Origin of the sequence: Dermacoccus sp. Ellin185 (genome assembly GCF_000152185.1) — a bacterium.
Classification (GTDB): Bacteria; Actinomycetota; Actinomycetes; order Actinomycetales; family Dermatophilaceae; genus Dermacoccus; species Dermacoccus nishinomiyaensis.
Genome location: NZ_AEIQ01000098.1, coordinates 20,888 through 42,587, shown reverse-complemented (window position 1 = coordinate 42,587; position 21,700 = coordinate 20,888). Strand labels below are relative to the sequence as shown.

General features: G+C 69.8%; 22 protein-coding genes. 12 read left to right on the top strand and 10 right to left on the bottom strand.

Annotated elements, in window-relative coordinates; genetic code table 11:
- Positions 1-6: 6 nt before the first annotated feature.
- The 7 genes from pstA to HMPREF0321_RS11025 all read right to left on the bottom strand — a co-directional run bounded on the left by pstA (position 7) and on the right by HMPREF0321_RS11025 (position 8,400).
- Positions 7-939, bottom strand: a complete 933-nt coding sequence (gene pstA, locus HMPREF0321_RS11055) for a phosphate ABC transporter permease PstA (protein WP_006946437.1) — start codon at positions 937-939, stop codon at positions 7-9.
- The gene (pstC, locus tag HMPREF0321_RS11050; protein ID WP_006946457.1) at positions 936-1,970 is read right to left on the bottom strand and encodes a phosphate ABC transporter permease subunit PstC; all 1,035 of its coding nucleotides are present in this window, start codon (positions 1,968-1,970) and stop codon (positions 936-938) included. The genes pstA and pstC overlap by 4 nt, the downstream gene beginning before the upstream one ends.
- 120 nt (positions 1,971-2,090) lie before the next feature.
- Entirely contained in the window at positions 2,091-3,242 is a 1,152-nt protein-coding gene (pstS, locus tag HMPREF0321_RS11045; RefSeq protein ID WP_006946444.1) for a phosphate ABC transporter substrate-binding protein PstS, read from the bottom strand.
- 171 nt (positions 3,243-3,413) lie between these two features.
- Positions 3,414-4,373 (bottom strand): NUDIX hydrolase, encoded by a 960-nt coding sequence (locus HMPREF0321_RS11040; protein WP_006946483.1) that lies wholly within the window; start codon positions 4,371-4,373, stop codon positions 3,414-3,416.
- Complete coding sequence (locus tag HMPREF0321_RS11035) at positions 4,370-6,682, bottom strand: RNA degradosome polyphosphate kinase (protein ID WP_006946421.1); 2,313 nt, start codon at positions 6,680-6,682, stop codon at positions 4,370-4,372. Before HMPREF0321_RS11035 ends, HMPREF0321_RS11040 begins: the two co-directional genes overlap by 4 nt.
- Positions 6,683-6,692: 10 nt before the next feature.
- Positions 6,693-7,613 carry a mycothiol synthase gene (gene mshD / locus HMPREF0321_RS11030; RefSeq protein WP_040014911.1) on the bottom strand — a complete coding sequence of 307 codons (921 nt, stop codon included), beginning with the start codon at positions 7,611-7,613 and terminating at the stop codon, positions 6,693-6,695.
- A gap of 103 nt (positions 7,614-7,716) precedes the next feature.
- Positions 7,717-8,400, bottom strand: a complete 684-nt coding sequence (locus tag HMPREF0321_RS11025; protein WP_006946497.1) for a response regulator transcription factor — start codon at positions 8,398-8,400, stop codon at positions 7,717-7,719.
- Between the two features lie 62 nt (positions 8,401-8,462).
- Between HMPREF0321_RS11025 and HMPREF0321_RS11020 the strand changes: the two genes are divergently transcribed.
- Together HMPREF0321_RS11020 and HMPREF0321_RS11015 are read left to right on the top strand one after the other, a co-directional pair.
- The gene (locus HMPREF0321_RS11020) at positions 8,463-8,753 is read left to right on the top strand and encodes a hypothetical protein (protein ID WP_006946448.1); all 291 of its coding nucleotides are present in this window, start codon (positions 8,463-8,465) and stop codon (positions 8,751-8,753) included.
- 46 nt (positions 8,754-8,799) lie between these two features.
- Positions 8,800-9,558 carry a hypothetical protein gene (locus tag HMPREF0321_RS11015; RefSeq protein ID WP_006946477.1) on the top strand — a complete coding sequence of 253 codons (759 nt, stop codon included), beginning with the start codon at positions 8,800-8,802 and terminating at the stop codon, positions 9,556-9,558.
- 130 nt (positions 9,559-9,688) lie between these two features.
- Here the strand turns inward: HMPREF0321_RS11015 and HMPREF0321_RS11010 are convergent, their stop codons facing one another.
- Both HMPREF0321_RS11010 and HMPREF0321_RS16130 read right to left on the bottom strand, forming a co-directional pair.
- Positions 9,689-10,186 carry an FABP family protein gene (locus HMPREF0321_RS11010; protein WP_006946469.1) on the bottom strand — a complete coding sequence of 166 codons (498 nt, stop codon included), beginning with the start codon at positions 10,184-10,186 and terminating at the stop codon, positions 9,689-9,691.
- 68 nt (positions 10,187-10,254) lie between these two features.
- A complete protein-coding gene (locus tag HMPREF0321_RS16130; protein WP_050786567.1) occupies positions 10,255-11,358 on the bottom strand; it encodes an LCP family protein in 1,104 nt (367 codons plus the stop codon).
- 78 nt (positions 11,359-11,436) lie between these two features.
- Between HMPREF0321_RS16130 and HMPREF0321_RS11000 the strand changes: the two genes are divergently transcribed.
- From HMPREF0321_RS11000 to manA, 7 genes are all read left to right on the top strand, one after another.
- A complete protein-coding gene (locus HMPREF0321_RS11000) occupies positions 11,437-12,594 on the top strand; it encodes a folate-binding protein YgfZ (protein WP_006946447.1) in 1,158 nt (385 codons plus the stop codon).
- A gap of 395 nt (positions 12,595-12,989) precedes the next feature.
- The gene (locus tag HMPREF0321_RS10995; protein WP_006946411.1) at positions 12,990-13,970 is read left to right on the top strand and encodes a DUF2382 domain-containing protein; all 981 of its coding nucleotides are present in this window, start codon (positions 12,990-12,992) and stop codon (positions 13,968-13,970) included.
- A gap of 103 nt (positions 13,971-14,073) precedes the next feature.
- Positions 14,074-15,093, top strand: coding sequence for an asparaginase (locus HMPREF0321_RS10990; RefSeq protein ID WP_006946416.1), 1,020 nt, complete (start codon positions 14,074-14,076; stop codon positions 15,091-15,093).
- A complete protein-coding gene (gene dtd / locus HMPREF0321_RS10985) occupies positions 15,090-15,545 on the top strand; it encodes a D-aminoacyl-tRNA deacylase (protein WP_006946430.1) in 456 nt (151 codons plus the stop codon). Before HMPREF0321_RS10990 ends, dtd begins: the two co-directional genes overlap by 4 nt.
- Positions 15,546-15,622: 77 nt before the next feature.
- Positions 15,623-15,937, top strand: a complete 315-nt coding sequence (locus HMPREF0321_RS10980) for a DUF2516 family protein (RefSeq protein WP_006946484.1) — start codon at positions 15,623-15,625, stop codon at positions 15,935-15,937.
- A 6-nt stretch (positions 15,938-15,943) separates the two neighbouring features.
- Positions 15,944-16,747, top strand: coding sequence for an alpha/beta fold hydrolase (locus tag HMPREF0321_RS16125; RefSeq protein WP_006946454.1), 804 nt, complete (start codon positions 15,944-15,946; stop codon positions 16,745-16,747).
- Between the two features lie 34 nt (positions 16,748-16,781).
- Positions 16,782-17,945 carry a mannose-6-phosphate isomerase, class I gene (gene manA / locus HMPREF0321_RS10970; RefSeq protein WP_006946419.1) on the top strand — a complete coding sequence of 388 codons (1,164 nt, stop codon included), beginning with the start codon at positions 16,782-16,784 and terminating at the stop codon, positions 17,943-17,945.
- Here the strand turns inward: manA and HMPREF0321_RS10965 are convergent.
- Entirely contained in the window at positions 17,932-18,762 is an 831-nt protein-coding gene (locus tag HMPREF0321_RS10965; RefSeq protein WP_006946424.1) for a hypothetical protein, read from the bottom strand. The genes manA and HMPREF0321_RS10965 overlap by 14 nt on opposite strands.
- A 26-nt stretch (positions 18,763-18,788) precedes the next feature.
- On the opposite strand from HMPREF0321_RS10965, the gene mshA reads away from it, so the two are divergent.
- The 3 genes from mshA to HMPREF0321_RS10950 all read left to right on the top strand — a co-directional run bounded on the left by mshA (position 18,789) and on the right by HMPREF0321_RS10950 (position 21,675).
- Positions 18,789-20,222 carry a D-inositol-3-phosphate glycosyltransferase gene (mshA, locus tag HMPREF0321_RS10960; protein ID WP_006946407.1) on the top strand — a complete coding sequence of 478 codons (1,434 nt, stop codon included), beginning with the start codon at positions 18,789-18,791 and terminating at the stop codon, positions 20,220-20,222.
- 99 nt (positions 20,223-20,321) lie between these two features.
- A complete protein-coding gene (locus HMPREF0321_RS10955; protein WP_006946446.1) occupies positions 20,322-20,888 on the top strand; it encodes a YbjN domain-containing protein in 567 nt (188 codons plus the stop codon).
- Positions 20,889-20,928: 40 nt separating this feature from the next.
- Positions 20,929-21,675 carry a phosphoglyceromutase gene (locus HMPREF0321_RS10950; protein WP_006946478.1) on the top strand — a complete coding sequence of 249 codons (747 nt, stop codon included), beginning with the start codon at positions 20,929-20,931 and terminating at the stop codon, positions 21,673-21,675.
- The last annotated feature ends 25 nt before the right edge of the window (positions 21,676-21,700 follow it).

Genomic DNA, 21,700 nt, shown 5'->3' with positions numbered 1-21,700 from the left:
CGGATGTCAGTTCTTGACCTTGCTGAAGCGGCTGATGAAGCGGCCCAGCAGGTTGAGAAGAAGGATGAGGAGGATGAGGGTGCACGCCGCCGCCCACACGCGCTGCGCGGAGGCGTCGACGGCCATGTTGTCCTTGCCGTTGTAGATCATCGTCGGCAGCGTGCCCATGAGGCCGCCGAACAGGTTCGTCGACAGCGACTTGAAGTACGGCGCGAGGATGATGAGCGGTGCCGTCTCGCCCATGACGCGGGCGAGGCCGAGCAGCACACCGGTGACGATGCCGGAGAACGCCGTCGGGAGAACGATCTTGAGGATCGTCTTCCACTTCGGCACGCCGAGGGCGTACGCGGCCTCGCGCAGCTCGTTCGGCACGAGCTTCAACATCTCCTCCGTGGAGCGCACGACGACGGGAACCATGAGCAGCACGAGCGCCAGGCACACGGCGAACGGGATGCGGTCGAAGCCGAACGTCGTCACCCAGACGGCGTAGACGAACAACGCGGCGACGATGGAGGGGACACCGGTGAGGATGTCGACCATGAAGCTGACGATCTTCGCGGCACGGCCGCGCCCGTACTCGACCAGGTAGACGGCGGTCATCACGCCGATCGGCACGGCGATGAGAGCCGTGACGAAGGCCTGGATGAGGGTGCCCTGGATGGCGTGGGCGGCGCCGCCGGCGACCTCGCGGCGGCCGACGCCGCGCTGGCTCTTCGTCCACCAGTCGACGTGCAGGAGCAGCTCGCCGCCCTTCATGATGACGGTGGCGATGATCCACACCAGCGGTACGAGGGCGACGAGGAACGCGGCCCACATGACGACGGTGGCGATCGTGTTCTTCGTCGCGCGGCCGCCGGACTGGCCCTTGCCGGAGAGCGAGTTCTTCGACCGGGGCTCGGGAGCGGGGTTCTTCTCGAGGGAGTGGGCTGCGGTGCTCATTCGGTGAACGCCTTCCTGCGCTCGATGACGACACGGGCGATCGCGTTGACGACGAACGTCAGGATGAACAGGACGAGGCCCGCCGCGATGAAGGCCCCCGTCTTCGAGGGGTTGTCGAACTCGCCGGCGTTGTTGGCGATCTTCGAGGCGAAGGTCTCACCGCCCTTGAAGATCGAGAAGTTCCAACCCTCGCTGCCGTTGAGGGCGGAGACGATCATCATGACGGCGACGGTCTCACCGAGCGCGCGCCCGAGGCCGAGCATGGACGCGCTGATGATGCCGGGCTTGCCGAAGGGGAGCACCGCGGTGCGGATGACCTCCCACTTCGTCGCGCCGAGCGCCGTCGCCGCATCCTTGTGGGCCTGCGGCGTCTGCGCGAAGACCTCACGCGTCAGGGCCGTGATGATCGGCAGGATCATGATGGCGAGGATGATCGAGACGAAGGCGATGGTGCTCGCGGGGGAGGTGTCCGTCTTGGCGAACAGGGGGCACCAGCCCAGCACGTCCTGGATGACCTTGGCCACAGGGTCGAAGTACTGACCGACGGTGAACACGCCCCACAGGCCGTAGACGATGGACGGCACGGCCGCCAGCAGGTCGATGAGCGCAGCGCCCGGCTTCGCCAGCCACTTCGGCGCGTACTGCGTGAGGAACAGCGCGATGCACACGGCGAGCGGCACGGCCATGAGCATGGCGAGCACCGAGGAGGTGACCGTCACCCACAGCAGGCGGGCGATGCCGAAGTGCATCGGGCTCGAGTCGACGTCCCAGTCCTGGGAGGTGAGGAAGTTCGAGTGGTCGTCCATGATGGCGGGAACCGCCTGGATGACGAGGAAGGCTCCGACGAGCGCGACGAGGACGACGACGAGGAGGCCCGCGCCGCGCGCGAGGCCACCGAAGATCATGTCGCCCCTGCGGCCCGTCGCTGCGCGGTCACCGGAGGGGGCGCGTTCGCCGAGGCCCTCCCCGGGGGTGTGACCGTCGTCGGGGCCGGGTGCGTCGGCCACCGAGACGCCGGTGATTGAACTCATGAGGTTTCCTGCCTCTGCTCGAGCTGGTACGGGTGGAACGCGAGACTATGGACTCGCTCCGACGCGCAGACGGGGTGCTCGGGCGCCGAAGCGCCCGAGCACCCCGTCAGGCGCTGTGCGTCACTGGATGGCGTTGACGGCCGTCTTGACCTTGCCCTGGATGTCGGCCGGCAGCGGCGCGTAACCCTGGGACTCGAGGTTCTTCTGGATGTCGTCGCCGGCGAAGTAGGTGAGGAACGACTTCACGGACTTGCCGATCTCGGCGTCCTTGTACTTCGAGCAGACGACCTCGTACGTGACGAGGACGATCGGGTAGGCGCCCGCTTCCTTCGTCGCGTAGTCGAGCTTGAGGCGCAGGTCGTTGCCCGTGCCGTCGATCTTCGCGGCGGAGATGGCCTTGGACGCCGAGGCGCCGGTCAGCTCGACAGCGCCCGCGCCGTTGTCGATCTTCGCGACCTGCAGCTCGTTGTCCTTCGCGGCCGACCACTCGGCGTACGTGATGCCACCGTCGGTCGACTTCACGGACGAGGTCACGCCGGCCGTCTTGGCCTTGCCTTCGCCCTTGCCCGTCCACTTCTTGCCGGGCTCGGCCGTCCACTTGTCCTTCGCGGAGGCGGCGAGGTACTTCGTGAAGTTCTCCGTCGTGCCCGACTCGTCCGAGCGGAAGAAGACCTTGATGTCCTTGGCCGGCAGGGTGACGCCCTTGTTGACCGCGGCGATCGCCGGGTCGTTCCACTTCGTGATCTTGCCGTTGAAGATGTCGGCGAGGACGGCCGGCGTCAACGTGATCGGGTCCTTGACGTCCTTCAGGTTGTACGAGACGGCGATCGGGCCGGTCACCATCGGGATGTTCCAGGCCTCGGAACCGCAGGCCGTCTTGGCCTCGTCGGTCTCGATCTTGCCGTCCTTCGGCTTCGTCTTGAGCGCGGAGTCGGAGCCGGCGAAGTTGACCTGGCCGGCGATGAACTGCTTGATGCCGTTGCCGGAACCGGTCGCGTTGTACGTGACGTTGTTGTCGCAGGTCTTGCCGTACTTCTCGATGGCGTCCTGGATCGCGTTGTCCTGGGCGGAGGAACCCTCGGCCTTCAGGTCCTTTTTGCCGCAGTCGGCCGAACCCGAGTCGCCGCCGGACTTGGCGGCGTCCGTCGCGCTGGAGCCTGCGGACTTGGCGCCGTCGGTGGCGGAGTCGGACGACTCGCTGCCACAGGCGGACAGGGCAAGGGCGCTGGCCAGCGCGACGCCGGAGATGCGGGCGATGCTCGTGATCTTCACGGGATACAGACCTCTCGTCACAAAGTATTTCCGGGCACGTGCCTGGACGCTTGGAACCTAGGTCGTTCACGTGTCGCGAATCCCCCTTCGAGGTGAACGTTGAGTGAACGCAGTCTGAGGGGTGTGAGAGGCCTTGGGGCAGTGGGAGATTGGGGGGGGCGAAAGTGGTCGTCAGCGTTCCAGTGGCGGCGTGCGCAACCGCTCCACCGAGACGATTTGTGCCTCCTGGCCGCTACCGAGAACCTGACAGACGAGCACCTCGCCCTTGTCCATCCCGTGCGCCTTGATGTGGCCGAGGCAACGCCGCGTCGCCGACCCGGTCGGCGCGAGTGCGGACAGCGTAGCGACGAGGTCGGGGATGAGGGGGCGGTGGGTGCACAACGCCGTCGCATCGGCGCGCTCGAGGGCGCGCGTCAACTGGCGGGCGGCCTTCTCGGGGTGAGCGGCGAACGTCTCCTCCGACAGCGCGCTCTTCGTCTGCAACCGCGTCCCGCTCGCGGACGTGAACGGCTTGACCGTCTGCACGCACCGCGTCGACGACGACGACACGACGCGCTCAGGAGCCCACGCGCCGAGGACGGGGACGAGCGCCGCGGCCCGTGCGCGGCCGCGCTCGCTCAGCGGGCGGCGGGCGTCGTCGTCACCCCGATACGCGGCGCGCGCCTGGGCGTGGGCGTGACGCACGAGCAGCAGCGGCCACGTCTCGAGGCGGCCGTCACGCTCGGCTTCGAGCAGGGCGTCGAGGGGGAGGCGGTCGCGTGCGTAGGTGAGCGTTCGTCGAGCCGTCTCGACGTCGAGCCAGCGCACCTCGTCGACCTCGTGCTCGAGCACTCCGCTGCCGCCGACGACCTGGGCGGCCCAGTACCGGACGAGCTTCGTCGCGCCGTTGTCGAGGCCGTAGACGAGCTCGGGCAGGGGGATGCCGAGACGCACCTGCAGCCCCGTCTCCTCGAGCACCTCACGCGCAGCGGCCTGAGCGAACGTCTCACCGGGGTCGAGCTTGCCCTTCGGCCACGACCAGTCGTCATAGCGCGAACGATGAACGAGTGCCATCTCGATGCCGCTGCGGCGGCGGCGCCACACGAGCGCCCCGGCAGCAGGCACCAGCTCGGGGTTCTTGCCGCGCGTCACCGCCGGCGGGCCTTGCGACGACGCTTCGAGTACGCCTCGATCAGATCGGCCTGGTAGTCGTTCTTCGGCGCGCCGTCGGGCGTGAGGTTCTCCCGGATCCAGCGGCCCTCGGCGTCGAGACGCCACGACGAGGTCTGCGGGCTCATGCCGGTGGCGACGAGGTCGACGACCGTCGCGACCTGGCGCTCGTCCGTCAGCCGCACGAGCGCTTCGACGCGGCGGTCGAGGTTGCGGTGCATCATGTCGGCGCTGCCGATGTAGGCGATCGGCTCCTGGCCCTCGACGTCGAAGACGAACACACGGCTGTGCTCGAGGAAGCGCCCGAGAATCGAGCGCACCTCGATGTTCTCGCTCAGCCCGGGTACGCCCGGACGCAGCGCGGAGATGCCGCGCACGAGAACGTTGACCTTCACCCCGGCCTGCGAGGCGCGGTAGCAGGCGTCGATGATCTGCTCGTCGACGATAGAGTTGACCTTGAGTGACACGCTCGAGGCCTTGCCGGCCCCGGCCGCCTCGATGCACCGGTCGATCTGCTCGATCAAGCCGGAACGCACCGAACGCGGCGCCACGAGAAGGCGCTTGAACTTGGCGCGCGGCGCCATGCCCGACAGCTGGTTGAACAGCCGGCCCAGGTCCTCGCCCACGTCGGGGTCGGTCGTGAGCAACCCGAGGTCCTCGTAGAGACGAGCCGTCTTGGGGTTGTAGTTGCCGGTGCCGACGTGGCAGTAGCGGCGGATGCCGTCGCCCTCATGCCGCACGACGAGGCACAGCTTCGCATGCGTCTTGAGCCCGACCATGCCGTAGACGACGTGCACGCCCGCGCGCTCGAGCTTGCGCGCCCACGTGATGTTGTTCTCCTCGTCGAAGCGCGCCTTGATCTCGACGACGGCGAGCACCTGCTTGCCGGCCTGCGCTGCGTCGATGAGTGCCGAGATGATCGGCGAGTTGCCGCTCGTGCGGTACAGCGTCTGCTTGATGGCGAGCACGTCTGGGTCGGCTGCGGCCTGCTCGACGAACGCCTGCACCGACGTCGAGAACGAGTCGTAGGGGTGGTGCAGCAGGATGTCGCTCGAACGCATCGCGCCGAGGACGTCGGGGGCCTCGGAGCGCTCGACCGGCGCGAGCAGCGGGTGGGTCTTCGGCATGAACCGCGGCCACTGCAGCTCGCTGCGGTCGAGATCGGCGATGTCACCGAGGCCGCGCAGGTCGAGCGGCTCGGGCAGGCGGAAGACCTCGTCGTCGCTGACGCCCAGCTCACGCGTCAGCAGGTCGAGGACGTGATCGTCCATGTCGTCGGCGACCTCGAGACGCACCGCCGCGCCGAAACGGCGTCGCGTCAGCTCCTTCTCGAGGGCGGTGAGCAGGTTCTCGGCGTCGTCCTCCTCGACCTCGAGATCCTCGTTGCGCGTGACGCGGAAGGTGAATTGCTCGTGCACCTCCATGCCGGGGAACAGCACGTCGAGATGCTCGGCGATGACGTCCTCGAGGGTGACGAAGCGCGCGTCGTACAGCGGGTCCTCGCCTTCGCCCGTCGGCAGCTTGACCATGCGTGGCAGCAACGGCGGCACCTTCACGCGAGCGAAGTGCTCGCGGCCCGTCTTGGGGTCGATGAGCAGCACCGCGAGGTTGACCGACAGGCCCGAGATGTACGGGAAAGGATGCGCCGGGTCGACGGCCAGCGGGGTGAGGACGGGGTAGACCTGCGCCTCGAAGTAGGTGCCCAGGTAGTCACGGTCCGCGTCCGTCAGCTGCGAGAGCTTGAGCAGGCGGATGCCCTCATCCTCCAGGGCCGGGCGGACCTGGCGCTGGAAGATGCCGGCGTGCAGATCCATGAGGTCGTGCGAGGCGCGCGTCAGGTCGTCGAGCAGCTCGCGCGGTTCGAGACCGGACGCCGAGCGCACCGCGAGGCCGGCGGCGATGCGGCGCTTGAGGCCCGCCACACGCACCATGAAGAACTCGTCGAGGTTCGACGAGAAGATCGACAGGAAGCGGGCGCGCTCGAGCAGCGGCACGTTCGGGTCGGTCGACAGCTGCAGGACACGCTCGTTGAACTGCAGCCACGACATCTCGCGGTCGAGGAAACGGTCTGCGGGCAGCTCCGGCTCGTCAGCAGAGGCGGTCTTCGTCGACTTCGCCTTCTCCGTCGTGGCCGCCGAGCGCGCGACGTTGCGTGGACGAGAGGCCGCGCGTGGCTTGAACCGGGCGACGGCCGTCGACGGAGACGAGGGAGTAGTCTCGGGCGGCGAGTCGTCGGCGCGGCCCGCATCCTGCGGTTCCTTGGAGGCGGCGGTCTTGGGCGCAGTGCTCATGGCTCTATCTTCACATCGCCCGGGCAGGCGTGTGGACGTACATCACGTCGTGAGCAGCACGGACGAACCCACGCCGCGTGTAGGTGGCCTTGGCCGGTTCGTTGTCGCCCTCGACGTAGAGCTCGACGCTGCTCGCCCCCGCGTCACGCAGGTGAGCCAGGCCGAGGGCAGTGAGCGGCCCGGCGATGCCTCGTCCTTGCCACTCGGGTGCGACCGCGACGACGTACACCTCGCCGGCCTCGTCGCCCGGCTCGTGCTTCGTCCAGTGCGAGGCGACGAGCTCTCCGCTCGCCTCGTCCCACACGAGGATCAGACCCGCCGGGTCGAACCACTCCTGCGCCTCGCGCTCGCGGAAGTCGGCGAGCGTCATACGCCCCTGTTCGGGGTGATGCGCGAAGGCGCGCGCGTTGAGATCGACCCAGGCCTGCGCCTCGCGCTCGCTGCCGTCGTAACCGCGCGCGACCAGACCCGCGGGGAGTGCGACGTCGAACGTCTCGTCGGCGGTGAGCGGACGCGTCATGCGCCACAGCTCGCGCGCCTTGCGCGCACCGAGGCTCGCAGCGAACGCCTGGGCAGCGGGCAGATCGCCGTGGGCCCAAAGGCGTACGGGCGTCGCAGTATCGCTCCTGGACTCGTCCAGGGCCACGAGCAGAGCCCGTGCGACACCCGCGCGGCGGGCGTCGGGCGCCGTCACGAGATCGCATCCGCTTGCATCTGACTGCGCGTCGACGAGCACGCCGACCGGTGAGCCCTCCCGGGAGGCGACGAGGACGCGGGCCGGTGGCGCGAGGCGCTCCAGCGCGAACAGCGACTCCTCGTTGAGGGCAGCCACACCGTCGCTCTTCGCCGCGGAGCGCGCGAGCGCCAGCACGGCGTCGACCTCGTCGGGGCGGGCCGGGTGGACGTCGAGGTTCTGTGCGTCGATCTTCATGGCGTTCACGCTAGCGCGCACGGGTGACAACCGCGGAACGACGGGAGATGCAGAAGCCAAGATCGCGCCGGGAGCGCTGCTCGCGTCGGCCCGCACGGAAGCGTCACGCGCCGTTCACGCCACCATCGACGAAGCGGTACCCGACGTTGCGGACCGTGCCGATCGACGTCTCGTGCTCGGCTCCGAGCTTGGCCCGCAACCGTCGCACGTGGACGTCGACGGTACGCGTGCCGCCGTAGTAGTCGTAGCCCCAGACCTCTTGCAGCAGCTGCGCGCGGGTGAAGACCCGCCCCGGGTGCTGCGCGAGGTGCTTGAGCAGCTCGAACTCCTTGTAGGTGAGGTCGAGCGACCGCCCACGCACCCGCGCCGAGTACGACTCCTCGTCGATGACGAGGTCGCCGGCGGTGATCTGCGTGTTCGCCTCGTCGGGCTGCGAACCGGCGCGGGCCAGAGCCAGACGGATGCGGGCGTCGACCTCGGCGGGGCCCGCGACATCGAGGACCACGTCGCTGATCAACCACTCGGGGGTCAGTGCGACGAGGCCGCCCTCGGTGAAGATGGCGAGGACGGGCGTACCCGGCCACGCGGCCTCGACCATGCGGGTGACGCCGCGCATCGCGACGAGGTCGGTGCGCGCGTCGACGATGACGACGTCGGCGTCGAGCGGAGCGGCGAGCCGCTCCGGGTCGGGCGTGCTCACGCGCACCCGGTGGCTCAGCAGCCCCAGAGCAGGAAGCACCTCGACGCTCGCGCCGCGAGCCGTCGTCAGAAGCAGGAGGTGCGCCACGCGTCAAGACTACGGTTAGCGTGGAGAGGCTGCCGGAGCATGGTCGAAGGATGGAACATCGGATGACGACAGACGTAGACGCTCGCCCGAATGTGCGGGTGCGCTACTGGGCGGGTGCGGCGCAGGCCGCCGGGTGCGACGAGGAGAACCTGCCGCTCGCGGTGGGTGAGGCGCGCCAGAACCCCGAGCTCACCGGCCGCGACGTACGCGCGCTCATCATGCGGGCCCACCCCGACATCGAGGCCGTGCTCGCACGCTGCAGCCTGCTGCACGGCGGCCGTCGCCTCGCCGATGACGCCTCGTTCGAGCCGTCAGACGTCGTCGAGGTGCTGCCCCCGTTCGTCGGGGGATGAGCCGTCAGGGGATGAGCACCGGCGCGCGGGATGCGAGGATGGGCGCGTGACCTCCGCCAAACCACCGACGCCGTCGATGCGCGCCTCCGGCGCGTGCGCCGGAGCTGTTGCGTCCGCCGCGATCTGCGCGGCGTCCTTCGCGCCGGTGACGCTGATCGCGCTCGTCTTCGTGGTACTCGGGTGTGGGCTCGCTTGTGGGTGGCCACGCCTCGTCGATCTGCCGAGCCCGCGCGGTACCTCGTCGGTGCTCGTGGGCACCGCCGCCGCCCTGGCCGTCACGATGCTCGCCAGCGATGTCGGAGACCGCACGCGGTGGGCCGGTGCCGTCCTGTGTGTCGGTCTCATCGCGAGCTTCCTGCACCAACTGCTGCGCCAGGACGGGCGTCCGCGCCTCGTCATGACGCTCGCCGGGACGGCGCTCGGCCTCGGCGTGCTCGGGGCCGGCGCCTACTTCATCGATGCCGCCGACTCGTCGCAGACGCGTCACCTCATGCTCGCCACAGGCCTCGCGACGCTCGTCGGCAGCGTCCTCGACGGCGTGGCGGGGGCGACGTCACGGCGCCTCGAACTGGGTGCGGCGCAGTGCGTGCTCGGCGCGATCGCCGGGTGCGGCGCCGTCATCGCGGGCGCATCGGTCGCGTCGGCCGCCCTGGCTGGTGGCGCGGCGGGCCTGTTGTCGTGGGCGTGCCTGCGTACGACGGTGACGCTCGCGACGTCCGCCCACACGCGGGCGCAGCTCGCCGCGGGGTGTGCGTGCGTCCTCGTCTGTGGCCTCGTGCCCGTCGCGGTGGCGCGTCTCGTCTGAGCGCCCGCAAGCCCGGTTTTCCGCACCGGCTCGTCGGCACTTGCCGCTCGAACCACCCCGGACGCCGATGGGCGCCGCACCCGGTGAGGGAGGCGGCGCCCACCGGCGCGTCAGGCAGGAGCGCAGAACGTCAGTCGACGCGCTTGAGCTCGGCCGAGGCGTAGCTCTGCAGCGGTTTGCCGTTGAGCGCCGCGTCGTAGGCCCACATGAGGTTGGAGTTGACGTAGCCGAGCATGCGCGCGCCGGCCGTGTACTCGGGCGCCTGCGGCGAGCGGATGACGCCGTCGGTGCGCAGTTCGATCTTCGCGGGGGAGGTGTTGCCGTAGTACATCTCCACGATGCCGCTCGGGTGCGTCACCATGAACTCGACCTCGTTGTTCTCCAGCGGGCGCCAGTAGCCGAACTCCGTGTCGATGGCGTCCGTCTTGTTGCCCTGCTCGTCGAGCTTCCACATGCGCGAGTGCCACTCGAGGAAGGGGCGCTCGTCGTGGCTGACGACGAGTTCCTGGCCGAAGTTGGCCGACTCCATGCCGGGGTAGCCGATGACACCGGCGCCCTCCCAGCGGCCGACGAGCCAGGCGAGGGGGGCGAGTTCGATGGGCATGTTGACATCAAGTTCGAAAGGCACGGCACCAGGCTATCCGGTGACGTGCCTCTCGATCGAGCCGCGCGCAGGGGCTTTCCGCGTCCTGGGCCTCAGCTCGCAGCGCCCACGCGCCCGTTCGGGACGCCGGACATGTCGTCCTTGCGCAGGCCGTCGCTCAGCTTCTCGAGGCCTGCCTCATCGACGTAGTCGACCGATCCTGCGGCGCCCTCGTTGCCGAAACCGGTGTACGGCGCCGTGTAGAAGGTGATGTTCTGCGTGTCGAGGTCGCGCAGGCTGTAGGCGAGGCTCGTCATGTACCCAGAGGTGAATCCGTCGTCGACGGCCAGGTTGTCGGAGATGTCGCCGACGAGCTTGGTGATGGTCACCGGGTTGGTCAGGACGCCCTGGGTCTTGGCCTTCTTGAACATGGCGAGAATCCAGGCCTGCTGGTTCTTGCCACGGTCGATGTCGCCGTTCTTGAGCTGGTGACGCTCCTGGACGTAGTGGCGGGCCTGGGTGCCGTTCATGTGGTTCATGCCCTTGGACCAGCTGCCGTATCCCTTCTCGTCGAAGGCCTGCGGCACGTAGATGTCGACGCCGCCCATGTCGTCGGTGAGCTTCTCGAAGCCCTTGAACCCGATCTGCGCGACGTGATCGATGTGGACGTTCGTCGCCTTCTCGATCGTCTGGATGAGCAGGGTCGGGCCGCCGTACGCGTAGGCGGCGTTGATCTTGTTCTTGCCGTGGCCTGGGATGTCGACGTAGTAGTCGCGCGGGAAGTGCACGACGGAGACCTGCTTGCGGTCGTTGCTGATGTGGACGAGCTGGATGACGTCGGAACGGCTTCCGTCACGCAGGCTCGTGTTACGGCTGTCCGAGCCGAGCAACAGGATGTTCTGGGCGTCCCCGGCCGCGGCGTCTCGCGTCACGTTCGAGCTCGGCAGGAGCTTCTCGCGCGAGACGTTCGAGTCGAACACGTACTTGAGGTACAGGAAGAACCCGCCGATGACGAGGGCGACGATGAGCAGCAGCGCGAGCAGCGTGTAGAGCAGGACACGCAGCTTGCTACGCCTCCGTCGCCGGCCGGGGGCCTTCGTCGCGCGGGAGCTGGCACCGTCGCTCGTCTCGCCCGTCGCGCTCGTGCCGTCGTGGGGCGAAGGGCCCGGGGTGCCGGGCGCGTCGTCGGCGTGCGGCATCGAGGTCTCGTCTGACATGGCCCCAGCATAGGTGGGCCGACCGAGGCTCACCTGGGAGCCGCGCGGACCCGCGCGTACGGTGGTGCGGTGAATGATATGCAGCCCCTGCCCCCTGAGGTCTCGGACGCGGACCGGGCCACGAATCCGGACACCGTCGACGCCGCCCATGCCGGCGCGACGACGAACGCCCCCGCGTCGCAGCATGAGGCGGCCCACGCGGGCGACCGCTCGCCGTCCCTCGACCTGCCCGGCGCCGTGGCGGCCGACGGCGTCTGGGCGTCGGTGCCCGCCCACTACGGCAACCCGGTCGCCGAGCAGCGTGCGCTCGAGCAGGGCCGGGCTCACGTCGACCTGTCGGCCCGCGGCGTCGTGCGGGTCGCCGGCCCCGACCGCCTCTCCTGGCTGCACTCGATGACGACGCAGCACCTCGCCGACCTGGCGCCGTTCACCTCGACGGAGACGCTCGTGCTCAGCCCGCACGGGCACGTCGAGTTCGCCCTGCACGTCGTCGACGACGGCGAGGCGACGTGGCTGACGACCGATCCCGGTCGCAGCGCCGAATTGGCCGCATGGCTGCGACGCATGCAGTTCATGCTGCGCGTCGAGGTGGCAGACGTCTCCGACGAACACGCAGTCATCGGTGAGGTGAACGACGAGGAGTCGACCCCCGAGCAGGTGCGTGAGACCGGCGTCATCGCCTGGCGTGACCCGTGGCCGGCGCTCGGCCCCGTGAGCGCGGCGTACGGTCCGAGCGCGCAGCACCCTGGTTCGGAGCGTCGGTGGCGCGAACTCATCGTGCCGCGCGAGCGGTTCGAGGCGGTCTTCGCCGAGGCTCAGCCGGCGGGCCTGTGGGCCGCGGAGGCGCTGCGCGTCGCGGCCTGGCGACCCGACGGGCTGCTCGAGGTCGACCACCGGACCATTCCGCACGAGCTCGACTGGCTGCGCAGCGCCGTGCATCTGCAGAAGGGGTGCTACCGGGGGCAGGAGACCGTCGCCCGCGTCCACAACCTGGGTCGCCCGCCGCGGCGGTTGGCGTTCGTCCATCTCGACGGCAGCGACCACACGCTGCCCGAGGTCGGCGCCGAGGTCATGGTGCCCGGAGCCCCCCGTGCTGCGGGTCGGCTGACGTCAGTGGCGCGTCACCACATCGACGGGCCGATCGGCCTCGTCGTGCTCAAGCGTTCAACCCCAGCCGACGCGCCGCTGCTGATCGGCGGGGTGGCCGCCGCGCAGACCGTCATCGTCGCGCCCTGAGTGTTCGCGGCCTGATGCTCGGGGCGGGGTCAAGGGGTCCTGACCGTGCAGGGTCTCAGATGAGTCTACCGGGACGGGATGCAAAAAATGTGATTCATGTCACAAAACCGATGGGTAGCGGTTGTCTGTATTGGCCATAGGGGTGGAGCTGTCACCCCTATGAGGCCGCAAAACGGCCCTGAAGCGTGTCGGGGTCCACTCCCACGGGTGAGATCCGAGGGGCGGGTGACGCGGAGGAGACCCCCAGGTTGCATCCTGTCCAGACCCCTTTCGCGGCCGGGGGTGGTGACAGCGGCCAGGAAAAATGATCGGGTTATGCCAAGCCGCACGGCGACCTGGACGGATGCGAATCCGGTCGGATCGGCGTGCATCCGCCATCACGAAGGAGAACGAAAATGCTTTCCGTTGACGACGTTCTGGCCACCCGATCCGGCAAGGCCTACGACAGCGACGGCGACAAGATCGGTTCGGTCGGCGAGGTCTACCTGGACGACCAGACGAGCCAGCCCGCCTGGGTCACGGTCAACACGGGCCTGTTCGGTACCTCCGAGTCCTTCGTCCCGCTCGAGGGCGCCCGCGTGGAGGGTGAGGACCTGCACCTCCCCTACACGAAGGCCAAGATCAAGGACGCCCCGCGTCAGGACGCTGACAAGCACCTCGACGTCGAGCAGGAAGAGGCGCTCTACCGCTACTACGGCCTATCGAACGGTGGCACGACGCACGACGGTGACCGTCGTGACTTCGACGGCCGCGACGCCGCTGCCGCCGGCACGGCCGGAACCGCCGGTTACGCCGCCGGTCACCACGACCACGACGCCAAGGACCGTGTGGAGGGTCGCGTCGACGAGGCTCGCGCCGACCACGAGTTCCGCAAGGAAGAGCACGACGAGCGTCGCGTCGAGCGTGACGAGCGCAACCTTGAGCGCGACGAGAACGGCGTCGTTCTTCACGAGGAGCGCCTCAACGTCGCCAAGGAGCGTCGCGAGGCCGGCAAGGCTCGCCTGCGCAAGTACGTCGTCACCGAGCAGCAGCAGGTCGACGTCCCCGTCACCCGCGAAGAGGTTCACGTGACCCGTGAGCCCGTCAACGAGCGCGTCGACGGCAACGTCCAGCTCGGCGAGGAGACGCAGACGGTGACGCTGCACGAGGAGCGCCCGGTCGTCGACAAGGAGACCGTCGCCACCGAGCGCGTCGGCCTCGACGTCGACCAGGTCCAGGAGACGCAGCGCGTCCAGGCGGAGGTCGGTCACGAAGAGGTCCGCGTCGAGAACGGCGTCGAGGGCACGCGTGGCACCGACGGCGTCCGCGACGGTGACGACCGCTCCTTCGCCGACAAGGCCAAGGACAAGGTTCGCGACGTCAAGGACAACCACTGAGGTTGACCGCATCTAGCCTCGGCTAGTCGCAGACGAAGGCCCGTCGCTCCCTGGGGGAGTGACGGGCCTTCGTCATGCCCGCGCCAGCCCGTAAGGTCGGAGCATGAGTTCGCCCACCGCTGATCAGATCATCGCGAGGCTCGCCGGGGCGCCGGTCATGGCCCGCGTCGACCGCTCGGGTTTCGTCGAGTCCGTCCACCGTGCGCTCGCGTGCGTCACCACTGCCAAGGGGGCCGTTCAGGCCGCGTGGGGCGAGCCGGACGTCGTCATCTACCCTCGCTCGTCGAACAAACCGTTGCAGGCGCTCGCGATGGTGCGTGCCGGCCTCGATCTGCCGCCGCAGCTGCTCGCGCTCGTGTGCTCGAGCCACTCGGGTGAGCGCTTCCACCTCGAGGGGGTGCGCAGCATCCTCGAACGGCACGGCCTGAGCGTCGAGGACCTGCAGAACACCCCCGACCTGCCGTACGACGACGTCGATCGTCGCCAGTGGCTGCGTGAGGGCCGCGAGCCCGAGTCGCTGGCCCAGAACTGCTCCGGCAAGCACGCCGGCATGCTCGCGACGTGCGTCGTCAACGGCTGGGACACGACGACCTACCGCGACGTCGACCACCCGCTGCAGCGACTCATGGCCACCACGCTCGAGCAGATCGCCGACGACACCGTCGAGGCGACTGGCGTGGACGGTTGTGGTGCTCCCGTCATGACGCTGAGCATGGACGGGCTGGCGCGTGCCTTCGGGCGACTTGCCGCGGCGGCGCCCGGCAACGCAGAGGCGCGGGTGGCCGATGCGATGCGCGCCGCGCCGCGCTACCTCGGGGGCACACGCCGCGACGTCACGAAACTCGTCGAGGGCGTCGATGGCCTCATCGCGAAGGACGGGGCGGAGGCCGTCTACGCGATCGGCCTCGCCGACGGACGCGGCGTCAGCGTCAAGATCGCCGACGGCTCCCAGCGCGCGCGCCCCGTCGTGGCTGCGGCGATCCTGCGGGCGATGGGGGTGGACGCGCCGGTGCTGGACGATCTCGCGTCGGCACCGATCCTCGGCCACGGTGAGCCCGTGGGCGCTGTCACGGCCGTGCTGCCGGAGCCGACGACGGGTTCGCTCGCCGCGGCGCACCGATGAGGGCCGTCCTGCAGCGAGCGCTCGAGGGGAGCGTCAGCGTCGCGGGCGAGGTCGTCGGCCGACTCGACGCGCCGGGTCTCGTCGTCCTGCTCGGCGCCACCCATGACGACGGCGGCGCCCAGGTCGCGGCGATGGCGCGCAAGATCGCCGGGTTGCGCATCATGCCCGGGGAGGTCAGCGTCAGCGACCTGCACGCCGGCGACCTCGAGACAGGTGAGGCGTGCACCCGCCTGCTCGTCGTCAGCCAGTTCACGGTGTACGGCGACACGCGCAAGGGTCGGCGCCCGTCGTGGGGAGCGGCTGCGCCGGGTGAGGTCGCGGAACCGCTCGTCGACGCCGTCGTGGCGGCGCTGCGCGGCGAGGGGTTGCGCGTGGCGACGGGCCGCTTCGGCGCTGACATGCGTGTGAGCCTCGTCAACGACGGGCCGTTCACCGTCGTCGTCGAAGTGTGAGGGCGACGTCCCCGGCCGCCACCTCGAGAACGCCCCGTCCGGCGCGGGTTGTCGGACCTCTCGCCTAGGCTGGAGGCATGGAGGTCATCTCTCAGATCCAGGCGTACGCGATGGTGGCGTTGGGCGTCATCGTGCTCGGCGTCGAGATCTTCGCACTCATCGAGGCCGCGCGCGGTTCGGCGATCATGTATCAGGTGCACGGCAAGCTCTCGAAGCCCGCGTGGTTGGCGATCACGGCGGTCGCCGTCCTGCTCGGTTTCATCTCGCTGCTGCGGCCCGTCAGCCTGCCGGGCATCATCGGCATCGTCGCCGCCGGGGTGTTCCTCGCCGACGTCCGACCCATCGTCCGACCGAACAAGCCGAATTCCAACGGCCCGTACGGCCCCTGGTGATCCGCGGTGGCTGCTGAGTTCGTCGACGGCCCGAGCGGCCCGCTCGAGATGGTGCGCTCCGGTCGCGGGGAGCCGGTGACGGTGTTCGCGCACGGCATGGGCGCCTCCATCCCCTCGACGCGTCCGTACGCCTCGGGCGTCTCGGGCACGCGCGTCTTCTTCCACTTCCGTTCGCACGGCCGCTCGGCGCCGGCGTTCGACGGGTGGGACTACGACCACACCGCCGACGAACTCCTGGCCGTCAGCGACCATGTCGCGGCGACGCGGGCGCTGGGTGTTTCGATGGGTGCCGGTTCGATCCTGCGCGTCCTGCTGCGCGACCCACGACGCTTCGAGCGGGTCGTCCTCGTGATCCCCGCCGTCGTCGACTCGCCGCGCAACAGCGCGGGCCTCGTGCGCTACGAGGCGATGGCGCAGGCCTCGCGTGACGGCGACGCCGCCACGATCCGTGCCCAGCTGGAGCGCGAGCTGCCGGCGTCGGCGCGTGGAAGTGACGCGGCGCAGGCCTGGGTCGATCAGCAGACCGAGGTGTTCCTGCGCCCCGGCATGGCCGAGGCGTTGCGCGACATGCCACACGCCGTCCCGGTCGCCGACGTCGAGGCGCTGCGCGGCCTCGAGCTGCCCGTGCTCATCCTCGCCCAGCGCGGCGACGAGGTGCACCCGGTGAGCTCGGCCGAGCGTCTCGCACAACATCTGCCGAACGCGCGTCTCGAGGTCTTCGACGAGCACGGGCTGCTGTGGGGGCACCGCGCGCGGGTGCGGAAGGTCGTGGGGGAGTTCTTCGACGACCCCGCCGACGACATACGATGACGCCCGTCATGGGTGCAGTGGGGGAGGGGGCGCCGTGCTGAAGTTCGAGCCGTTCATCAAGGATTACGCGTGGGGTTCGCGTGAGGCGTTGGCAAGCCTCGCCGGGCGCGCGCCGAGCGAGGAACCCGAGGCCGAGCTGTGGGTGGGGGCTCACGAAGCGGGGCCGGGCACGTTCGATCAGGGGGGACGTCGCTGCGGCCTCGACGAGCACATTGCGAGCGACCACGCCCACCATCTCGGTGCCCGCTCGCGTGAGCGTTTCGGCGACCGTCTGCCGTTCCTGCTCAAGATCCTCGCGGCCGACAAGGCCCTGTCGATCCAGGCGCACCCGGACGCGAGCCGCGCGGCGTCGGCGCCGGAGGGCACCTACTCCGATGCGTGGCCGAAGCCCGAGGCGTGGATCCCCCTCGTCGAGAGCGAGGCGTTCGCCGGCTCGTTGCCCTTCGCGCAGGTGCAGGAGCGCCTCCGCGCGCTCGGCCTCGTGAGCCTCGAGGCGATGATCGACGCCGCGCGCGGCACCGAGCGTCCCGAGCACGCGCTGCTCAGCATGATCCTCACGCTCGAGACGGAGCGTCAGGGCCCGTTCGTGCAGGAGGTCGTCGCGGCGCTCGAGAGCGTCGTCAAGACGATCGAGGACGACGCCGAGGCGCGCGCCCTGCGCACGGTCCTCACCGTGCACGAGCAGTTTCCGGGCGACATCGGCGTCGTCGTCCTGCTCACGATGCAGCACCACCTCATGACGCCCGGGCGCAGCTACTTCATCGGCGCTGGCGTCCTGCATTCCTTCGTCCGCGGCACGAGCGTCGAGATCCTCGCGAACTCGGACAACGTCGTCCGCGGCGGGTTGACGCCGAAGAAGGTCGACGTCGCCGAACTGCTCGCCATCGTCGACGTGTCGACGCCCGTGACGGCGGACGAACCCCGGCGTCCGCAGCCCGGGATGGCGCGATACCACTCCGAGGTGCCGCACTTCGCGCTGTGGGAGCTTCGACCTCAGAGTGAGCCCCTTGACGTGCCCGCCCACGGCGCGCCCGGTCTCCTGCTCGCGCTCGATGCGCCCGTCAGCGTCGAGTGCGCCGACGAGCGTCTGGTGCTCGGGCCCCTGGAGTGCGCGTGGTGGCCGGCGGGCGACCCACCGGCGCGCGTCACCGGTGAGCGGGGCGCGAGGTTGTTCGTCGCGACGCTCAACGACGAGTGATGCGGGCGCCGTCGTCCGCGGGTGCCACGGCTGCCCAGGCGACGGTGATCTCGCCGAGGCGCCAGCGGTGGACGTCGTCGAGCAGCGGCCAGCCCGACGCCCGCATCGCGCGGGCCGTCGCGATGAACCGCTGACGAGCCCCGTGCGGCGCCAGCGGCGCACTGAGCGTCCAGTGGTGCGACAGTGCAGCGAGAAAGTCATGGATGCGCTCGCCGGGCACGTTGCGGTGGATGAGGGCCTTGACGAGCCTCGGGGCGATGTCCGCGGGGTCGGCGAGGCCTGTGAGGCGGTAGGAGAGCGTGAGGCTGACGGGCCCGCTCGCCTCGAGCGCCACCCACGTCGAACGGCGCCCCAGCTCGTCACACGTGCCGTCGAGCAGCAGCCCGCCCGGCGCCAACCGCTCGAGCACGTGCGCCCAGGCGCCGGCCACCTCGCTCTCGTCGTACTGACGCAGCACGTTCGCGGCCCGCACGATGACAGGGCGCTCGCCGCCCGGTAGCGGCACCTCGAAACCGCCACGGGCGAAGCTCAACCCCTCGAGCGGCGTGCGCGCGATCAGTCGGCGGCCCATCTCGACGCGGCTCGGTTCGATCTCGATGCCGACGGTGCGCACGTCACGGCGCACCGCGCGCAGTCGCGTGTGCAGTTCGACGGCGGTGATGGGGGAGGCCCCGTACCCGAGATCGACGACGACGGGCGAGCCCTCCGAGCGGCGCAGCCGCCAGGCCTGCGGCCCCGCCAGCCACCGGTCCTGACGGCGCAGCCGGTTGGCGTTGGTCGTGCCGCGGGTGACGGCGCCGACGGGTCGGGAATGCACGTGGCGAATCTACCGTTGCCGATGGCGTGGACGAACCCGACGTGAACGATGCCGCTGCCCGCGCGTGGCCACCGAGCGCCCCCGCCGCACCGTCGGACGGGCGCGGAGGAACGAGTCCGGCCACCTCGGCGTCCGGTGAGGCTCCAGAGCGCGAGGTCAAGCACGTCGCCATGGTGAGCGTCCACACCTCACCGCTGTCGCAGCCGGGGACGGGTGACGCGGGCGGCCTCAACGTCTACGTCGTCGAGACGGCGAAGCGGCTCGCGCAACGCGGCGTCGCCGTCGACATCTTCACGCGGCGCACGAGCGCGTCCGTGGGTGAGCAGGTCGAACTGGCGCCCGGCGTGACCGTCCACCACATCGCCGCCGGGCCGTACGAGGGGCTCGGCAAGGACGATCTGCCGGGCCAGCTGTGCGCGTTCGCGGCCGGCATGATGCGGGTCGGCGCGTCGAAGCCGGAGGGGTACTACGACCTCGTGCATTCCCACTACTGGCTCTCGGGCCAGGTCGGGTGGCTCGCGGCCGACCGGTGGCGGGTGCCTCTCATCCACACGATGCACACGATGGCGCGGGTCAAGAACAGTCAGCTCGCCGCGGGTGACACTCCCGAGCCGGCGGGGCGCGAGATCGGTGAGGAGCAGGTCGTCGACGCGGCCACGACGCTCGTCGCCAACACCCCCGGCGAGGCCCGAGAACTCATCGACCTCTACGGAGCCGACCCGGCGAGGGTCACCGTCGTCACCCCCGGCGTCGACCTCGACGTGTTCAGCGCGGGCGACGACATCGTCGCCGAACGTCATGCTGCGCGAGCGGAACTCGGCTTCGAGGAGGACGCTGACGTCGTCCTCTTCGTCGGCCGCATCCAGCCGCTCAAGGCGCCCGACGTCCTCGTGCGCGCCGTCGCTCGCATGATCGAGGACGCCCCGTGGCGCCGCGAGAAGCTGCGACTCGTCATCGTCGGCGGGCCGTCGGGCTCAGGCCTCGACAAGCCCCTCGCGCTGCAGGCGCTCGCGCGCGAGCTGGGCGTCAAGGACGTCGTCGACTTCGTGCCGCCCGTCTCGCGGCGCGAACTCGTCACCTGGTTCCATGCGACGGATGTCGTCGCGGTGCCGTCGCACAGCGAGTCGTTCGGGCTCGTCGCGATCGAGGCGTCCGCCTCCGGCACGCCCGTCGTGGCCGCGGCGGTCGGTGGGCTGCCGACGGCCGTCGGAGACGGCGGCGTCCTCGTCGACGGCCACGACCCGGCTACGTGGGCGCAGGAGCTCGCCGCATTGCTCGACGACCCGCCACGCATCGATGAACTGGGCCGCCGCGCCGCCCGCCACGCTCAGCACCACAGCTGGGACGCGAGCGTCGACAAGCTCCTCGCCGTCTATGAGGACGCGTGCCGGCGGGAGACGAGCTCCGACATCGACGCCTCCCGTGCGCTCGCCGGGGTACCCAGCGCCATCGTGCCGTGACGGTCTGACGGTCTGACGGTCTGAGCGTGCGACGGTCTGACGGTGCGAAGGCCTGACCGGGTGATGCCGCGAGCGGCGACGGCCGCGTAGGTTGGTGTCATGTCTGACGCTGACCTGGTCGAAGCCGCCACCACCCTCGTGCGCGAATGGTTGGAGGCATCCGGCCTCGAATGGGATCTCGGGGCGCGCGAGCGCGAGTTCGTCGTCACGCTGCCGGGGGAGAAGAAGCTCAAGACGGTCGTCTCGCTCGTCGTCGGGGATCGCACGCTCAAGGCGATGGCGTTCGTCGTGCGCAACCCCGACGAGAACCACGAGGACGTCTACCGGCTGCTCCTGCAGCGCAACCTGCGCCTGCCGGGCGTCGCGTACGGCATCGACTCCTCCGGCGACGTCTACCTCACCGGCCGACTGCCGCTGGCGGGGCTCGACACGGCGGGCCTCGACGTCCTGCTCGGCGCGATGCTCGAGGCGAGCGACGGCATCTTCAACGACGTCCTCGCGCGTGGCTTCCTGTCGTCGATGAAGAAAGAATGGCACTGGCGCGTCACGCATGACGAGTCGACGCGCAACCTCGACGCCTTCCGCCACCTCCTCGAGAACGGCCGCGACGACGAGGCGAAGGCGGACGATGAGGCAACGGCGAAAGATCCGACCACCGAGCTGTGACGCCCCACCCTCACACGGGCGTCGGCGATAGGCTGGAGGCATGACGCACACGCTGATCCTGCTCCGTCACGGAGAGTCCGACTGGAACGCCAAGAACCTGTTCACCGGGTGGGTCGACGTGCCCCTCACCGACAAGGGCAGGGCCGAGGCCACGCACGGCGGTGAACTGCTCATCGAGAACGGCATCCTGCCCGACGTCGTCCACACGTCGCTGCTGCGCCGCGCCATCATGACGGCCAACCTCGCACTCGACGCAGCCGACCGTCACTGGATCCCGGTCAAGCGCAGCTGGCGCCTCAACGAGCGGCACTACGGCGCCCTCCAGGGCAAGAACAAGGCCGAGACGCTCGCCACGTACGGCGAAGAGCAGTTCATGACGTGGCGCCGCTCTTTCGACACGCCCCCGCCGCCCATCGAGAAAGGCAGCGAGTGGAGCCAGGACGCCGACCCGCGCTACGCCGACCTCGGTGACGACGCGCCGCTGACGGAATGCCTCAAGGACGTCATCGAGCGCTTCCTGCCCTACTGGCACGACGAGGTCGTCCCCGACCTGCAGGACGGCAAGACGGTGCTGCTCGCCGCGCACGGCAACTCGCTGCGCGCCGTCGTCAAGCACCTCGACGGCATCAGTGACGACGACATCGTCGGCGTCAACATCCCCACCGGCATGCCCCTCGTCTACGAAATCGACGACAACTTCGAGCCCGTCACCAAGGGTGGACGCTACCTCGACCCCGAAGCCGCCGCCGCAGCCGCTGCCGCCGTCGCCAATCAGGGCAAGAAGTAAGCACCCGCATCTGATGAAGCCCGCC

Coding starts and splice junctions, on each gene's coding strand:
- HMPREF0321_RS10990 (WP_006946416.1), top strand. CDS start 14,074: ATGAGTTCGCCCACCGCTGATCAGATCATCGCGAGGCTCGCCGGGGCG.
- HMPREF0321_RS10950 (WP_006946478.1), top strand. CDS start 20,929: ATGACGCACACGCTGATCCTGCTCCGTCACGGAGAGTCCGACTGGAAC.
- HMPREF0321_RS16130 (WP_050786567.1), bottom strand. CDS start 11,358: ATGTCAGACGAGACCTCGATGCCGCACGCCGACGACGCGCCCGGCACC.
- pstA (WP_006946437.1), bottom strand. CDS start 939: ATGAGCACCGCAGCCCACTCCCTCGAGAAGAACCCCGCTCCCGAGCCC.
- HMPREF0321_RS10955 (WP_006946446.1), top strand. CDS start 20,322: ATGTCTGACGCTGACCTGGTCGAAGCCGCCACCACCCTCGTGCGCGAA.
- HMPREF0321_RS11035 (WP_006946421.1), bottom strand. CDS start 6,682: ATGAGCACTGCGCCCAAGACCGCCGCCTCCAAGGAACCGCAGGATGCG.
- HMPREF0321_RS11020 (WP_006946448.1), top strand. CDS start 8,463: ATGACGACAGACGTAGACGCTCGCCCGAATGTGCGGGTGCGCTACTGG.
- dtd (WP_006946430.1), top strand. CDS start 15,090: ATGAGGGCCGTCCTGCAGCGAGCGCTCGAGGGGAGCGTCAGCGTCGCG.
- mshD (WP_040014911.1), bottom strand. CDS start 7,613: ATGAAGATCGACGCACAGAACCTCGACGTCCACCCGGCCCGCCCCGAC.
- HMPREF0321_RS11000 (WP_006946447.1), top strand. CDS start 11,437: ATGCAGCCCCTGCCCCCTGAGGTCTCGGACGCGGACCGGGCCACGAAT.
- HMPREF0321_RS10995 (WP_006946411.1), top strand. CDS start 12,990: ATGCTTTCCGTTGACGACGTTCTGGCCACCCGATCCGGCAAGGCCTAC.
- HMPREF0321_RS10980 (WP_006946484.1), top strand. CDS start 15,623: ATGGAGGTCATCTCTCAGATCCAGGCGTACGCGATGGTGGCGTTGGGC.
- pstC (WP_006946457.1), bottom strand. CDS start 1,970: ATGAGTTCAATCACCGGCGTCTCGGTGGCCGACGCACCCGGCCCCGAC.